1 protein-coding gene is annotated in these 521 nt (G+C 48.9%); it reads left to right on the top strand.

The window, feature by feature from the left end:
* Positions 1-114 precede the first annotated feature (114 nt).
* On the top strand, positions 115-521 hold a 407-nt coding region (locus R7P74_RS29300; protein ID WP_318124245.1), incomplete at its 3' end, for a hypothetical protein.

Raw genomic sequence — 521 nt, 5'->3', positions numbered from 1 at the left:
AGAAAGCGTTCGATCTTTTTCAGAAAACCGACACGCATTCGCTTCTGTTAACACAGAAATAGGATTCTGCCGGCGTATTTGCGTCGTATTTGTGATATTCAGGAGACCAGACAGATGCTTGTGAAAAAAATTGCCAAGGCTATTTTCTTTATTTTTCTGATATCGGTATCGTCCGGCCTTTCAATGGCCGCCGGCGACGATGCGCCTGCCTGGCTGCGACAGGCAGCCTCGGCTTCGGTGCCGGGTTATCAGAAAAATGTCCCTGCGGTTGTATTGCTCGACGAACAGACCGTTACGCTCGGAACGGACGGACGACTGGTAACGGTCGCGAATTATGCCGTCAAGTTGCTGACAAAAGAAGGCAAATCTACCGCGGTTGCACGCGCCTTCTATCTTGTCAGCGCCGGCAAAATCCGCTCGATCGATGCCTGGGTTATCAGAACCGACGGCTCTGTCAAAAGATATGATAAAAACACTGTTCTGGATATAATTTCCGATCCTGACGATGTTTATAATGAAGG

The organism is Vibrio sp. 2033 (genome assembly GCF_033339735.1).
Note: the sequence above shows the minus strand (reverse complement) of the source record. Positions and strands in the feature narration are given on the sequence as shown.